The sequence below is a fragment of the Mariprofundus sp. EBB-1 genome (assembly GCF_003665155.1).
Lineage (GTDB): Bacteria > Pseudomonadota > Zetaproteobacteria > Mariprofundales > Mariprofundaceae > Mariprofundus.
Window position 1 is genome coordinate 65,998 of sequence record NZ_RCFQ01000008.1, and the last position, 13,974, is coordinate 79,971.

Sequence of the window (13,974 nt, forward strand, 5' to 3'; positions counted from 1 at the left end):
GGTAAGTGACGTGGTGAGTCTGGATCAAAGAATCAACGATTGCATGCGTCATCCGGTAGATAGGCCTGCATTGATTTAATGCCATTTCAAGGGCATCACTGTATTGCCTTTTTTGATCGTTTATGACAAAGTCCCGCTTCCTATTTTTTGCCGGGTGGGATTTTCTGTATATATAGAGAGGAGAACAGTTGTGAGTGACGCAATTCAAAAGGTTTTTGACCTACTTAAAGAAAATGAGTGCGAATTTGTTGATGTTCGTTTTACGGACACCAAAGGCAAATGGCAGCACGTAACGTTCCCAGCCCATACGCTGTGTGAAGATAACTTTGAAGACGGTTTCGCCTTCGATGGTTCTTCTGTAGCTGGCTGGTGTGACATCAATAATTCCGATATGGCGTTGATTCCAGATCCTGCGAGTGCGAATATCGATCCATTCTTTGAAGCTTCCACATTGGTGTTGGTTGCTCAGGTGATCGATCCAATTACTGGTCAGGATTATAATCGTTGCCCGCGTCAGGTTGCGCAGCGCGCATTAAGCTATATTCGTTCAGCTGGTATTGCTGATACAGCATATTTTGGGCCTGAGCTGGAGTTCTTCATCTTTGATAGCATGCGCTATAAAAATGAAATGGGCTCTTCCGGTTATGAAATCGGCTCTGAAGAAGCTGCATGGAATTCAAATGAGAAATATGGTGGTCAGAATACAGGTCACCGTCCACGCATTAAAGGCGGTTATTTCCCGGTTCCTCCGGTTGATTCACTACACGAAATTCGTAATGACATGTCATTGGTCATGACTGACCTGGGCATGGATATGGAATGTCATCACCATGAAGTAGCAACTGCGGGTCAGTGCGAATTGGCGATGAAGTTCGGTGAACTTATTGAACAGGCAGATAAAGCACAGTGGTATAAATATGTTGTGCATAACGTAGCTGATGCTCACGGTAAAACTGCAACCTTCATGCCTAAGCCTATCTATAACGATAATGGTACTGCGATGCATGTGCATCAGTCCTTATGGAAAGATGGCAAAAATCTGTTTGCCGGTGATAAATATGCCAACCTGTCTCAGGAAGCGCTGTGGTACATTGGTGGTATTATCAAACATGCTCGTGCATTGAATGCATTCACTAATGCATCAACCAACTCGTACAAGCGTTTGGTTCCAGGTTTTGAAGCTCCGGTGATGCTGGCTTATTCAAATCGTAACCGTTCTGCTTCTATCCGTATTCCGGTTGTGAACTCTGATCCGGCTCGTCGTATTGAAGTTCGCTTCCCTGATTGCAGTGCTAACCCATATTTGGCATTCACTGCGATGATGATGGCTGGCCTTGACGGCGTAGCGAACAAAATTGATCCGGGTGAAGCGGCAGATAAGAATCTGTATGACCTGCCTCCGGAAGAAGGTAAATTGATTCCTACTGTTTGTGAAAGTCTTGAACAGGCTCTGGAATACTTGAGCAACGATCGCGACTTCCTGAAAACCGGTGGCGTGATGGATGACGATATGATTGACGCTTACATCGCTTTGAAGATGGAAGATGTAAACGAAGTACGTATGCGTCCACATCCAATGGAAATGGAGCTGTACTACTCCTGCTAATATAGCATCCATTCGAATGAATAAAAAAGCCACCCGCAAGGGTGGCTTTTTTTTGCGCTAATTTTAAATGCCATTGTTCGAGGATAGCAATGGAGAGGGCTGTTACTTTTGAACTGAATGTGTTTTCTGAACTGAGTGTTTTTGCCCGTTGTCGAATTCGCTGGCGAGTTGGTAAATGCGGTTCAAATCTTCTTCGCTGATATCGATGAATGAATCAATCTCTCTAAGCGCGTATGCAATGCTTTCATGTGAAAGTTGTTTAGAGTCGACAGTAAGAGGAGGAGTAGATTCAGTTGTCTGTTTGATCAGACTGGCCGGATAACGACGCCATTTGAACGGGTAATTAAAGATCACTGCAATGCAGAAGATCACGACTACATTGAATAAAACGGGAGTCACAATATAACTAAATCCCAATGCGTTGACTGCCGACCCACTGATGACTGCAGACAGGGCGGTGGCACCGGCAGGGGGATGGATGCATTTCAGATAATACATGGCTGTGATGGAGAGACCTACGGCAGCGGCTGCTGCAATATATACATCTGGAATCCATTGTGCGCAGGTCACCCCAATAATGGCAGCAATAATGTTTCCGCCGAACAGAGGCCAGGGTTGCGACAATGGACCATGTGGTACGGCGAACAGCAATACGCTTGCCGCGCCCATTGAGGCGACAATCAGCATTGCATCCTCAGCCAGCATTTGATGGCTAATGCTATAGACAGCATAAATCGCCAGACAAGCCCCGAGACCTGAAACTATTTTTTCTACATGACTGGATGGATTGAGCTCAATGCCAATAAGGCTACTCAATGATCTCTTGTTCATGACTACTCCTGTGAATAGAGAGCATGAATGAAGAGAGCATAAGTATCAATTATCAGATCTGTTTTTAAAGCGTTTTTCCTTTGCTTGCAAAATGGGAGTGCCGAATAAATCAGCGCTTCCTTAGGGGAATAACTGAGGCCGGTATTAGTTGTTCACTCGTTTTTCCATCCATCCCATCGCACGAGAAAATGTTGATCAGCGCTTAGATTCACCCAGCGCTGAAAGTGATCATGTTCAAGCAACATCCATGGGCCCGGATGTTGGGAAAAGAGTACGTGGGCGGTGATACTATTCACGATCCAGTGGTTACCCATTTTGCGAATGAAATCCCTACCAAAAGGAGATCTTCCGGTTAGTTTAATAGTGCTCTGTTGCATCAATAGCGACCTCCTTCGAGTTGTAGCATGTCATGTGCGCTGCCTGTTTTATATCTATCGGTACGCATGCTGTAATATTTAGCTTTTATGGCGCGAATCATTGAAATATTTACTTTCTGATGGTGAATCGAAGGTTTTTACTTTTTCCAGACGAGTTATACTCATGCAATGAGCGAACAGATTGATACCATACTTAAGCTAACCTCACCTGAGCTGCATGCGGATGTGCGCCGGGTGTTTGAGATTTCTCAACAATTTACCATGTTGATGCGCACGGTTTCAGAGCAGGAGTTGCAAACTCTGTTTATGGATCAGGACAATGCGCTGCTACCGGATGGTAGTGACGTTTGGGTGCCGACGTATGAAGGCAGTGACCTTGTTGGTTGTCTGGCACATCTGCGCAAGTGTAAACATCGTGCTCATCGTCATTTGATCTGGTGGGAGATGGGATTGCGGGGTGATATGGATATATCCTGTCGTGCTATTGCGGACCTTGCATCAGGTTTGATGGATGAGGCCTTGCGTATGGCTGAGCGACTGGTGGCGCCGCGTTATGGGGCTATAGAAGGCGGATCATTCTGTGTGATCGGATTAGGCAAGCTCGGCGGTCGTGAACTTAATCTGGGTTCGGATGTTGATCCTCTGTTTGTTTGGCAGGGCGAGGGATCAACAACTGGTGGACGTCAATCGGTGCCGGCGCAGGAATATTATATGCATCTCTCGCGCATGCTGATTCGTTTGATGAGTGAGCGAACGGTAGATGGCATGGTCTGGCCTGTGGATATGCGCCTGCGCCCCGGTGGTGATGCTGCTGCGATTGCCTTGCATATTGATGCGACGGTGAATTTTTATCTCGAATATGGCCAGACATGGGAGCGTGCCATGCTGATTAAAGCGCGTCCGGTAGCTGGAGACCTACTGCTTGGTCAGGTCTTTGTGGATGGCATCGTACCGTTTATTTATCGCCGATACCTTGATTACACTACGGTGGCAGCACTCGCTGATATGAAGCGTCGTATTGATGGGCAGGCTGGTAGTGGCGGCATTGCGGCGGGTTTTGATGTTAAACGCGGGCGCGGTGGGATTCGTGAAATTGAATTTATTATTCAATCATTGCAGCTATTGCATGCGGGCAGAAATGAAGCCTTAAGAGTGCAGCCAAGCATGCAGGCGATTGATCTGTTAGAGCAGGCCGGAGCGATTGGTGCAGAGGATGTGTTGCTTCTGAAACAGGCATATCGCTTTTGGCGCAGGGTGGAGCACGCTATTCAGTCACGTCGGGGTGAGCAGACACATAAGTTACAGGATGATTACAGTGCATATCTGACGGCAGCCACTGGTATTGAAAATATTGATGTGGAGATGCGGGCTCAGGCAGTGATTGTTGAAACAGCGTTCCGTAAATATATCAAGCCGGTTGGTGAGGATGAACAGCAAGTGCAGGGCTGGTTGTCCGGCAAAGTAGAAGGTTTTGATGCGCTTGATGAAGCAGGGGCCGAACGCATGTCGCAGGCGCTGCAGTATGTTGATGAATGTCTGTCACGAGGGGCATTACCTGAGCGTAGTCGCGTGCAGGTGGAGCGTATTCTTGAGCAGGCCATGCCACGCTGGCTTAATGATGAAAATGGGGTCACGGCACTCGAATCATTCTCTAAATTGATACGTTCGATCTCCGGTCGTGCTACCTGGATTGATTTGATGGCAACGCATCAGGGGGTATTGGATTGGTTGATTGGTGTGTTATCGGCCAGTCAATATTTGGCCGATCATATTGTCAAAGATCCATCGTGGCTGGAGTGGCCGCTGATGACGGAGCATCATGAAACGGATATCAAGCAGGTCTGTGCTAAACTTGATGGTCTGGATGTTTTTGATGATGTGGAACAGACATTGGCTGATATTGGTCGGTCAGTGGATCAAGCGCGATTGCTTTGTGCGTTAGCCGTTGATGCCCATACGGCGGATGCGATGATGGTAGGGGCATGGCTGGCTGATGTGGCCGATGCAGCTACCTCGGCAGTATTGCGTCTCTGTCTGTTTGAAATGGATTTGCCGAAAGATTTCCCGTTTGTGGCTTTGGCGATGGGCAAACATGGTTCGCAGGAGATGGGACTGGTTTCTGATCTCGATATGGTGTTTGTATTGGTGCACGATGAACCAGCAGCACATGTTGGCAAGCGTAGTCGGGGTGAACATGCCCAGCGCATTGGGCGACGTATGATTCAATACCTGTCGGGAAAACCACCGTTTGGAGCAGGTTTTGAGTTTGATGCTCGCTTGCGTCCATCCGGTAGTTCAGGGGTGTTGGTTACCAGTTTGACAGGTTTTCACGATTATCAATTGAATGAAGCGCAAACCTGGGAACACCAGGCCTTATGTCGAGCTCGGGCTGCTGCAGGGCCTGAAAATGCTAAAGCAGCAGTGGAAGCGGTGATTCTGGAAGTATTGGGTCAGAAACGGAATGCACAGACACTTGCTGCAGATGTGGTGGAGATGCGCGCCAAAATGCTGGATCATCTGGGTAGTAAATCAGATGCCGTGATTAATCTTAAACAGGATGCCGGTGGCCTAGTCGATATTGAGTTTCTGGCACAATATGCCCGTCTTATTTTTGGCTCTGGTAGTCGAAGGGTGATTGATATGCTGAAGAATCTATCGGCTGACGCACCAGAAGCCTGGTTACAATCGGCGCAATTTCTGGCCGATACCTATCGGGATTATCGTCAGATGGAAAACATCTTGCGTGTGGAACTGTGGGCGTCCATTGGTAAATTGCCCGGTGATGCATCTGCGACGGAGTGGGAGACAATGCGTCGCCATGCTGCAATCACGTCACCGGATGCATTGCGTCAGCGCATGGTCAAGGTGCGTTTGTTATTCAATGATCTGTTGAGCAACTGAATATTCATCAAACATTCATCACACCGATGAAATACTCAGCCACCGATTCATATGAAAGGAGAGTTTATGAAACATACATCACTGTCTGTTGTTGCATTGTGTCTGTCCGTGCCAGCGATGGCTTATGCAGAAGAAGGCAAGGTCTGCCCGACGCAAGCGAAAAAAACGTGCAATTATATTGAGAATATGGATGCCAATAAAGATGGCAAAGTTTCATTTGGAGAGTTTAAAGAAGCCCGTAACGCATATGCGCAAAAGAAATTTGATCGTATGGATACAAATGGAGATGGTTTTATTACCAAAGATGATAAAAAAACAGCTTATAAACACTCCGCAGGCAAATTTTTTGATAAGGCCGATAGCAATAAAGATGGCTTATTAAGTAAAGAAGAGTTCATGGCTGCAAAGAAACATCACAGGGGTCATAACAAGTAAGGCTGAGTTTCACTCTGACTTTCACAACAGGGCTGCATTGCAGCCCTTTTTTTATGCTGAAGATTCTCACCTTGAGCCCACACGGATCATCGTTCACTATCAGCCCATGTACGATCTGTTTGCACAATCGATTGCATCGGTTCCCGGTATTGGCCCTAGTCTGCAAAAGCGGCTTATGGCTCGTGATATCCGTTGCATGGGAGATCTACTCCTGCATCTGCCTAAGGATTATATTGATGACCGTCATATTCATCCGATTGCGCAACTCGTTGAAGGTGAGTCTGCCCGCATCGTTGGTCGCATTGTAAGCAGGCAAGCGCGTGGTTATGGCCGTAGTCGCCAGGTGAGTTTGAATATAGCCGATGATTCCGGTCAAATTTCACTACATTTCTTTCATTCCGGCTACATGATGAGTGATGCCCGTCTCAGTGAGGGGCGGGAGATATCCGTACGCGGTGTGGCTGAACGCTGGAAAGGTTTTTGGCAGATGTCACACCCGGATTGGTGTTTGCCAGAGCAGTTTCAACCGGGCTTTCATGCACAATATGGCAGTGTGGCCGGTTTGGGTGGTAAACGTGTGAGTGGTTTTATTCAGCATGTGTTATCGCTTCTGCCAGTAACGGCCTCTAGCCCATTGGACGCTCCATTGGCATCGAGCCTTCCGTCACTGCGCAATGCTTTGATCTCTGTTCACATGCCCAACAGCGTTGACCAGTCGATGTTGGAGAAGGCATTAAAGCGTTTGAAAGCCGAAGAGGTGATCATCTACCTGCATCTGATGCGGCATAAGAAAAAAGAGGCGGATTGTCCGGCCCATGCCTTGCATCAGGAACATGTAAGTCAGCAGTTGCTGGATGCTCTGCCATACCCATTGACCGCTGCTCAGCAAGCCGCATGGCATGATATTCAATCTGATCTGCATAGTGGGCGGCGTATGCATCGCCTGCTGCAGGGAGATGTGGGAGCTGGTAAAACCTGGGTTGCGGCGCTGTCTATGCTCAAGGCGGCTGCATGCGGTTATCAGGCGGCACTGCTTGCTCCAACAGAGGTGCTGGCCAATCAACATGCTGAAACGTTGCAAGCGCTGCTGGCGCCATTGGGTTTTGGCATTGTTTTATTGACGGGTAGTTGCAAGGCAAAGCGGCGGCGTGACATTTTGGCCGGCTTAGCGTCTGGAGAAATACTGTTGGTTGTGGGTACGCATGCATTGCTTAACGATGATGTGGTGTTTGATCGCTTGGCCTTGGCTCTGGTGGATGAGCAGCACCGATTCGGTGTACGTCAACGTTGGGGGCTGGCAGATAAACAACAAGGTAACCATGCAGTGCATTTGCTTGGTATGACGGCTACCCCCATTCCGCGCTCACTGGCGCTGTCGCTTTATGGAGATATGGATCTGACCATTATGCGAGGCATGCCGCTGGGAAGAAAGCCTGTTGAGACACGAGTTATTGCCGCCAATAAAATGCAACCGCTGGCTGAAGGCATGCGGCGTATTCTGGATGCGGATGGGCGCATCTACTGGATCGTGCCGCGTATTGATGAAGATGAGGATGGAGTCTCTGTAGATCAGCGTGTCGCACTGTTACACAACTATTTCCCTGATGCTAATGTGACCGGTCTGCATGGCCGCATGAAAGCAACTGAAAAAAATGCGGCGCTGGACGCCTTCTCCTCTGGTGCAAGTAGCATTCTGGTGTCAACGACTGTGGTGGAAGTGGGTGTGAACGTTGTCGAGGCACGCTTGATTATTATTGAACAGGCTGAGGGTTATGGTTTGGCACAATTGCATCAGCTTAGAGGGCGAGTGGGTCGTTCTGATGCGCAGGGCTATTGCATGTTGGTTGCCGGAGAAAAGGTCTCAGCAAACTCCAGTGAACGTCTTAAACAGATGGTTCATAGCCATGATGGGTTGGAGTTGGCTGAAGCGGATCTTGCCCTACGTGGTAGTGGTGATGCCATTGGTACGCGGCAGCATGGAGACGCCGGTTTCCGGATATTGAATATGGCCGAGGATGCTGCGTTGGTTCGCCAGTGCTTTGAGCGGCTGCCTGATTTTACCTTGAACGATGCCATGCAGCAATTTTGGCGCCCTTGTGCTGAATCCACCGATTAATAAGCTGTAGTGGTTTGGTAACTGTCTATTTAGCGGAACAGGAAACAGGGATTTAACCACTATATTTGAATAGTGATGATTCTATCAGACCTTTTATCACGGACTTGATGTGGAGTTGGCCTTAATATTGCTAAGTCATGTTCATCTTGCATTTACCGATATAGTAGTCTATCTAATGTGTAGAGAGGGACATTCATGTTAATTCTAACACGTAAAAAAGGTGAATCGATTGCAATCGGCGATAATATTCAGATTCAGGTATTGAATGTGAAGGGTGGGCAAGTACGCATTGGCATTGATGCACCACGTGAAGTCTCCGTTAACAGAGAAGAGCGTGCTGGCGTTGCTGAGGGTGGAGAAGCCACTGCTTCCGGGATCGCCTGAGTTTCACAATGGTATTTCAGGGCAGCATCTTCTTCGTCGAATTCATGTAAGTGTTTACCGCAGAGTAGATCAATGACGACGCTCGTATAGTAGGGCCAAATTGACCTGACTTTAGTCTGAACGATGATGAACCGCCCAAGGAATACTTTATATTCAATGCGATCAGTCGGCAGCTATCGAACTTCGGGCTTTACAGATAGATGATAACGATTATCGTTATGTCATGGTTAAATTAACAACACAGCGACAAGCTCTTCTGGATATTATTAATGCCTCGCATCGACATTGGGATGCGGATGAATTGGCAAGAGCCATGTCTGATGCAGGCCAAAGTATTGGCATTGCTACGGTGTATAGAGGTCTGGCCGCGTTGGAATCGCAGGGGTTGATCGACTCCATTCAATTGGCGGATAAAAAGCGTTATGAACGTGCCGATAAAGCACATCATGATCATATGGTATGCACAGAATGTGGCCATATCGAAGAGTTTTCTCATCAAACGATAGAGCAACTACAGCTGGCTGCGGCGCATGAAAAAGGTTTTACACTGACCGGTCATCAATTGGTGATGTTCGGCTTGTGTCGTCAATGTGCTAAGGGTTCAGAAAGCTGAACTCTTGTTGAAGTTGGCCTTGCGATAATGTTTTACTGTGGCTGCATCACGAAAGCACCGCTATGATTCCCGCCATGCGTTATTCTAAACTATTTATTCCTACTTTGCGTGATGATCCGGCTGATGCTGAGGTGATCTCCCATAAACTGTTACTGCGTGCAGGTTATATTCGCCGTGTTACTTCCGGTGTATATGATTATCTGCCCATGGGCTTGCGTGTACTGCGTAAGATTGAAGCTGTTGTGCGTGAAGAATTGACCCGCGCCGGAGCACAGGAACTGCTGATGCCGATGGTGCAACCATCTGAATTGTGGGAAAAGTCGGGACGTATGGAGAAATACGGGCCTGAATTACTGCGTTTTAAAGATCGCCATGGTCATGAATCCTGCCTTGGTCCGACCCATGAAGAGGTGATCTGCGATCTGGTCAGCCGTGAGTTGCGCTCTTATAAACAGTTGCCGATGAACCTCTATCAGATTCAAACCAAATTCCGTGATGAAATTCGTCCGCGCTTTGGCTTGATGCGCGGGCGCGAATTTATCATGAAAGATGCGTATTCCTTTCATGCCGATGATGCATGTTTGAATGCTGAATATGATAATATGTTTGCAACCTATTGCCGCATTTTTGAACGGTTTAATTTGAAATTTCGTCCGGTTGAAGCCGATGGCGGCACTATTGGTGGTAATAAAACCCATGAGTTTCACGTGTTGGCCGAGTCTGGTGAAGATCTGATCGCCCACTGTTCCGGTTGTGATTATGCTGCCAATGTTGAAAAGGCAAGCTCTCAACGTGCGTTGCAAACATTTGAGTGTTCAGCTTTACAAACGGTGGATACACCACATGCGACGTCGGCTGAAGATGTGGCTGCGTTGTTGTCCGTACCGACATCACAACTACTGAAAACGCTGGTTTATCGTGTTACCGGTGGTGAAAATGATGGTGTGATTGTGGCGGCCTGTGTGTTGGGTGATGACCAGTTGCAGGAGATTAAATTAATTCATGCGCTTGCTGCAGATGCTGTTGAGATGGCAACGGATGAAGAGGTGTCCACTGTCGGTGGTATCACTGGTTTTATCGGCCCACAAGGTCTGAACGCGATGGTGTTGATGGATAACAGCCTGATAGATGCGACGGGTTTGGTGGCCGGTGCGAATCAAAAAGATGTGCATGTTACAGGCTTGGATGTCTCTCGTGATCTGAAATCGGTCAGTTTCGTTGATCTGCGTGAAACACGTGCAGGTGACAGTTGTGAGAAATGTGGCTCAGCTATTGAGCTCTCCCGTGGTATAGAAGTGGGGCAGGTGTTTGCTCTGGGTACGCAATACACAGAGTCCATGGAAGTGATGTTCCAGAATCAGGAAGGTAAACGTGCGGTTGCTACGATGGGGTGTTATGGCATCGGTATATCGCGCCTGATGGCAGCAGTGGTTGAGCAGTGCAATGATGATGCTGGCATTGTCTGGCCTGCAGAGCTGGCTCCGTTCCAGTTGGGTCTGATTAGCATGGGTAAATCTGAAGAGGTGTTAGAAGCATCAGAAGCGATTTATAATCAATTACTGGATGCCGGCATTGAAGTGCTGTGGGATGAGCGCAAAGAGCGTCCCGGTGTGAAATTTAAAGATGCCGAGTTGCTTGGTTTACCTATGCAGCTTGTTATTGGTGACCGTGGATTGAAAGAGGGTGTGGTTGAGATGGGATGGCGAAAAGGTGAGCGTAGTGAAGTTGCCTTGGCTGATGCAGTCAATATTGTGATTGATCGGCTTAAGCCTTCAGGATGTACAAACTGAACTCAGACGAGTTAAGGCGTCGCTTGGGTGGCATTGCACCCAAAGCCATTTTGGCTGGCGTGTTTGTGGTCGGTTTCTTTTTAACGATTCCGGTCTGGTTGCAAAGTACAGTGGAAGATAAGCAGCATTTAGCCGAAAGTCAGGTCAAGCAGATGGTGGGGAAAAATATCGGCCTGCTTGATATTAAACCGGAAGAGAAAGAGGAACTGCGCAAGATGCTCGCGCCTGCTGCTGAAGTAAAAGAAACAGATTTTGAGCGTACGGTATGGGTCAAAGATATTGTTCAAACCATTCATCCCTGGGTACCAGATCAGGGGGAAGCGGAAACAATTGCGCATTGGGTGTATGTGAACAGCCAGCGTTTTAAGTTATCTCCGGAACTGGTGTTGGGTGTGATTGCGGTGGAATCACGTTTCGATCACTTTGCCCTCAGTAATGTTGGGGCGGTTGGCTTGATGCAGGTGATGCCGTTCTGGAAAAAAGAGTTGGGCAGCCCTTCAGATAACTTGCTCAAGATTGAAACGAATGTACGTTATGGTTGTGCTATTCTCCGGCACTATATCGACCGATTTAAAACGCTTGATCGGGCCTTGGGTGCATATAACGGTTCGTTGGGGCGCATGAAATATCCCAATTTGGTATATGCCAAAATGAAGCGCTTTAAAGCCACGCATAGTGATGCGATGTGAGCGTGACTTTTACCGAATGCTATAGCTTTCAGTAGGTTTTTGGCGTGCTGGTTTAGCCGCGTCACACGCAACATTCCCCGGGCTAAAGCAGCACGTTCTGGTTTGTTTCTAATCGCTTAGAAGGAATTCCAGCAATGCCTTCTGGGCATGCAGGCGGTTCTCAGCCTGATCCCAAACCACCGACTGTGGTCCATCAATTACACCGGCCGATACCTCTTCACCACGGTGGGCTGGTAAGCAGTGCATGAACAGGGCATCAGGATTGGCATGCGTCATCACACCTTCAGTGACACAGAAACCGGCAAAGGCTTTTTCACGTTCGGTTTGTTCTTCTTCCTGCCCCATGGAGGCCCACACATCGGTGCTGACGAGATCAGCTTTATGGGCTGCGATAACAGGATCATCTGATCTGGAAATATCGGCGCCAAGCTCACGTGCTGCGGCCAATAGTTTTTCATCCGGGCGGTAACCTTTCGGACAGGCTAATTTCAATTTATAACCAAATGAGACAGCGCCATTAATCCAGGAGTGGGCCATGTTGTTACCATCGCCGATCCAAGCGACGGTCTTGCCTTCAATAGATCCGCGATGCTCTTCAAATGTAAGCACATCAGCCAGAATCTGGCATGGATGGGTTAAGTCGGTTAAGCCATTGATGACAGGCACTTTCGAGTATTCGGCAAATTTCTGTATAATGTTATGACCGTATGTACGGATCATAATGCCATCACACATGCTGGATAAAACACGTGCCGAATCGGCAACCGGTTCGCCACGGCCTAGCTGTGTTGCATCGGAATGCAAAAACAGTGCGTGACCACCAAGCTGATACATACCAACTTCAAAAGAGACGCGTGTGCGGGTACTCGATTTATCAAAAATCATACCCAGCGTTTTGCCTTCCAGCGGGCGATGTGACTCACCTGCTTTTAATTTGCGTTTGATGATCGCTGCACGATCTAAAATATGGCGCGCTTCCTCTTCGGTAACATCCAGCAATGTTAAAAAGTGTCTCATACCCATGTTTTTGACTCCTTCAATACAGCGGCAACAGTTGTCAGCGCCTCATCTACTTCTTCAGCTGATACATTCAGCGCGGGCAAGAAACGCAATACGTTTGGCCCCGCCATAAGTATCAACAGGCCTTTATCTCTTGCCGCGGCAACGAATGGAGCCGCTTCTACATTTAATTCCACACCAAGCAATAAACCCTGACCACGCACCTGTTTAATGATCGGGACGGAGGGCGCTAAAGCCTGCAGCCCCTGTCTCAATTGTTCGCCACGTTGATTGACATTATCCAACAGCTTGCTGGAGGCAATTTCACGCAACACAGTCAATGACGCAGTACACGACATCGGGTTGCCACCAAAGGTGGAGCCATGTGTGCCCGGGCCGAATGAGGGCGCTACAGCAGCACTGGCGAGCATCGCACCAATCGGCATGCCTCCACCAAGTCCCTTTGCCAGCGTCAGAATATCAGGTTTAATCTCAGCCTGTTCAAAAGCGAACATCGTGCCGCAACGACCTATGCCCGTTTGCACTTCATCAAGGATCAATAAAATACCCTGTTCATCACATAGTTCACGTACTGCTTGCAGATACGTGGCCTCGGCAATATTCACGCCGCCTTCACCTTGCAATGGTTCGAGCAAGATAGCCGCGGTGTGATCATTGATGGCCAGTTTGAGTGCTTTAATATCATTCAACGGGACATGTGAAAATCCCGGTGGTAGCGGGTCAAAACCAATTTTTACTTTATCCTGCCCGGTTGCAGTCAGCGTTGAGAGCAGGCGGCCATGAAATGATTGCGTGGCCGAAATAATGGCTCTTCTTGGTGAATTCTGATCATAGAAATATTTCCGAGCCAGCTTGATAGCAGCTTCATTGGCCTCGGCACCTGAATTACAAAAGAACGCAGCATCCAATCCTGACAGGCTTGTCAGTTGATCTGCCAATAGCTGTTGTTTAGGAATATGAAACAGGTTGGAGCAGTGCAGCATTTCAGATGCCTGCTGCGCTATCGCCTTGGTCATAGCCGGGTTGGCATGGCCCAATGTGTTGACAGCAATGCCGGCAATAAAGTCAAGGTAACTATTGTCTTTTTCATCCCATACACGAGAGCCTTTACCCCGTACAAGCGTGAGCGGGAAGCGTGCGTAGGTGTTCATGATCGAGTTCATCGCCGCAGTTTAGAGAAGCGATGACAGATGCGCTAGTTCAATGGTGTTT

Annotated in this window: 12 protein-coding genes; 8 read left to right on the forward strand and 4 right to left on the reverse strand. The window is 48.1% G+C overall.

Going from position 1 to position 13,974, the window contains the following annotated elements; translation table 11 throughout:
* Positions 1-190: 190 nt before the first annotated feature.
* Positions 191-1,606 (forward strand): type I glutamate--ammonia ligase, encoded by a 1,416-nt coding sequence (gene glnA, locus D8Y20_RS05090; protein ID WP_121541957.1) that lies wholly within the window; start codon positions 191-193, stop codon positions 1,604-1,606.
* A gap of 102 nt (positions 1,607-1,708) precedes the next feature.
* Here glnA and D8Y20_RS05095 read toward each other — a convergent pair whose 3' ends face one another.
* On the reverse strand, positions 1,709-2,437 hold the full coding sequence (locus tag D8Y20_RS05095; RefSeq protein WP_121541958.1) for an HPP family protein: 729 nt from the start codon (positions 2,435-2,437) through the stop codon (positions 1,709-1,711).
* A gap of 152 nt (positions 2,438-2,589) precedes the next feature.
* Positions 2,590-2,814 carry a hypothetical protein gene (locus D8Y20_RS05100; RefSeq protein WP_121541959.1) on the reverse strand — a complete coding sequence of 75 codons (225 nt, stop codon included), beginning with the start codon at positions 2,812-2,814 and terminating at the stop codon, positions 2,590-2,592.
* A gap of 168 nt (positions 2,815-2,982) precedes the next feature.
* Between D8Y20_RS05100 and glnE the strand changes: the two genes are divergently transcribed.
* The 7 genes from glnE to D8Y20_RS05135 all read left to right on the forward strand — a co-directional run bounded on the left by glnE (position 2,983) and on the right by D8Y20_RS05135 (position 11,742).
* Positions 2,983-5,715, forward strand: coding sequence for a bifunctional [glutamate--ammonia ligase]-adenylyl-L-tyrosine phosphorylase/[glutamate--ammonia-ligase] adenylyltransferase (glnE, locus tag D8Y20_RS05105; protein WP_121541960.1), 2,733 nt, complete (start codon positions 2,983-2,985; stop codon positions 5,713-5,715).
* 66 nt (positions 5,716-5,781) lie between these two features.
* The gene (locus D8Y20_RS05110; RefSeq protein WP_161957578.1) at positions 5,782-6,150 is read left to right on the forward strand and encodes an EF-hand domain-containing protein; all 369 of its coding nucleotides are present in this window, start codon (positions 5,782-5,784) and stop codon (positions 6,148-6,150) included.
* A gap of 106 nt (positions 6,151-6,256) precedes the next feature.
* Positions 6,257-8,266 (forward strand): ATP-dependent DNA helicase RecG, encoded by a 2,010-nt coding sequence (locus D8Y20_RS05115; protein WP_121541994.1) that lies wholly within the window; start codon positions 6,257-6,259, stop codon positions 8,264-8,266.
* 195 nt (positions 8,267-8,461) lie between these two features.
* Positions 8,462-8,650, forward strand: coding sequence for a carbon storage regulator CsrA (gene csrA, locus D8Y20_RS05120; protein WP_121541962.1), 189 nt, complete (start codon positions 8,462-8,464; stop codon positions 8,648-8,650).
* A gap of 223 nt (positions 8,651-8,873) precedes the next feature.
* Positions 8,874-9,263 carry a Fur family transcriptional regulator gene (locus tag D8Y20_RS05125; protein WP_121541963.1) on the forward strand — a complete coding sequence of 130 codons (390 nt, stop codon included), beginning with the start codon at positions 8,874-8,876 and terminating at the stop codon, positions 9,261-9,263.
* A gap of 74 nt (positions 9,264-9,337) precedes the next feature.
* The gene (locus tag D8Y20_RS05130; RefSeq protein WP_201265537.1) at positions 9,338-11,053 is read left to right on the forward strand and encodes a proline--tRNA ligase; all 1,716 of its coding nucleotides are present in this window, start codon (positions 9,338-9,340) and stop codon (positions 11,051-11,053) included.
* Positions 11,041-11,742, forward strand: a complete 702-nt coding sequence (locus D8Y20_RS05135; RefSeq protein ID WP_236075261.1) for a lytic transglycosylase domain-containing protein — start codon at positions 11,041-11,043, stop codon at positions 11,740-11,742. Before D8Y20_RS05130 ends, D8Y20_RS05135 begins: the two co-directional genes overlap by 13 nt.
* Positions 11,743-11,850: 108 nt before the next feature.
* Here D8Y20_RS05135 and argF read toward each other — a convergent pair whose 3' ends face one another.
* A complete protein-coding gene (gene argF, locus D8Y20_RS05140) occupies positions 11,851-12,759 on the reverse strand; it encodes an ornithine carbamoyltransferase (protein WP_121541997.1) in 909 nt (302 codons plus the stop codon).
* Entirely contained in the window at positions 12,756-13,925 is a 1,170-nt protein-coding gene (locus tag D8Y20_RS05145) for an acetylornithine transaminase (RefSeq protein ID WP_201265538.1), read from the reverse strand. The genes argF and D8Y20_RS05145 overlap by 4 nt, the downstream gene beginning before the upstream one ends.
* Positions 13,926-13,974 lie beyond the last annotated feature (49 nt).

Coding starts and splice junctions, on each gene's coding strand:
- D8Y20_RS05095 (WP_121541958.1), bottom strand. CDS start 2,437: ATGAACAAGAGATCATTGAGTAGCCTTATTGGCATTGAGCTCAATCCA.
- D8Y20_RS05100 (WP_121541959.1), bottom strand. CDS start 2,814: ATGCAACAGAGCACTATTAAACTAACCGGAAGATCTCCTTTTGGTAGG.
- glnE (WP_121541960.1), top strand. CDS start 2,983: ATGAGCGAACAGATTGATACCATACTTAAGCTAACCTCACCTGAGCTG.
- D8Y20_RS05110 (WP_161957578.1), top strand. CDS start 5,782: ATGAAACATACATCACTGTCTGTTGTTGCATTGTGTCTGTCCGTGCCA.
- D8Y20_RS05115 (WP_121541994.1), top strand. CDS start 6,257: ATGTACGATCTGTTTGCACAATCGATTGCATCGGTTCCCGGTATTGGC.
- csrA (WP_121541962.1), top strand. CDS start 8,462: ATGTTAATTCTAACACGTAAAAAAGGTGAATCGATTGCAATCGGCGAT.
- D8Y20_RS05125 (WP_121541963.1), top strand. CDS start 8,874: ATGGTTAAATTAACAACACAGCGACAAGCTCTTCTGGATATTATTAAT.
- D8Y20_RS05130 (WP_201265537.1), top strand. CDS start 9,338: ATGCGTTATTCTAAACTATTTATTCCTACTTTGCGTGATGATCCGGCT.
- D8Y20_RS05135 (WP_236075261.1), top strand. CDS start 11,041: ATGTACAAACTGAACTCAGACGAGTTAAGGCGTCGCTTGGGTGGCATT.
- argF (WP_121541997.1), bottom strand. CDS start 12,759: ATGAGACACTTTTTAACATTGCTGGATGTTACCGAAGAGGAAGCGCGC.
- D8Y20_RS05145 (WP_201265538.1), bottom strand. CDS start 13,925: ATGAACTCGATCATGAACACCTACGCACGCTTCCCGCTCACGCTTGTA.